Source organism: Olavius algarvensis spirochete endosymbiont (assembly GCA_900608495.1).
Taxonomy (GTDB): domain Bacteria; phylum Spirochaetota; class Spirochaetia; order DSM-2461; family DSM-2461; genus UBA2779.
In genome coordinates this window covers 1-656 of record UWYT01000125.1, presented here as the reverse complement: position 1 = coordinate 656, position 656 = coordinate 1, and the positions used below count along the sequence as shown (strand labels likewise).

Annotated in this window: 1 protein-coding gene; it reads left to right on the top strand. The window is 39.3% G+C overall.

Annotated elements, in window-relative coordinates:
- Nucleotides 1-124 precede the first annotated feature (124 nt).
- The gene (locus S1OALGB6SA_RS03445; RefSeq protein ID WP_124032571.1) at nt 125-517 is read left to right on the top strand and encodes a helix-turn-helix domain-containing protein; all 393 of its coding nucleotides are present in this window, start codon (nt 125-127) and stop codon (nt 515-517) included.
- Nucleotides 518-656: the final 139 nt, after the last annotated feature.

Below are 656 nucleotides of genomic sequence, written 5' to 3'. Positions count from 1 at the left end.
GGGTCATTTTCTTAAACCGCTCTAACAGAGCGGGGTCTTGCAAAAGTGTGTCAAGTATATTAGTTAGAAACTAATATATCGTATCAGCTGATTATGTCAATAAGAATTGCGTATACTTTTTGTCATGCCGCGAGTTCCTAAAAAAATTCTACCCCAAATCTCTAATTCTGAAGAAACCATCGGAGAACGTATTGCAAGAATTCGAAAGCTTCGGGGCCTAACTCAACGTCAACTCGCTAATAGAATTGGTATTGCCCAAAACCTTATCTCTGATTATGAGAATAGCAAGATTCGCCTCTATGACGAAATGGTAGCGCGTTTAGCTAAAGCACTGAAAATTTCTTCTGATGAAATACTTGGAATTAAGCTAATTCCAAGAGAGCCCATGGTCGTTAGTCGCCGTTTTATAAATCGATTAACAATAATTGAGACATTCCCTGAAACACAAAAGAAACGAGTTCTACGAAATCTTGATGATGCAATTGATTCCTATACCCAAAGAATGCAATCTCCATAATTATGGCAAGTCGTGATATCACTGGCCGATTCTATTTCAAACCTTCTGACTTGTTTATTCGTAACTAGGTAAGACAAAATACCCCCCCCCCAAGCGGCTCATTCAGGGCCTTTAGGTATCAGCTTGCAGATAGCAAACC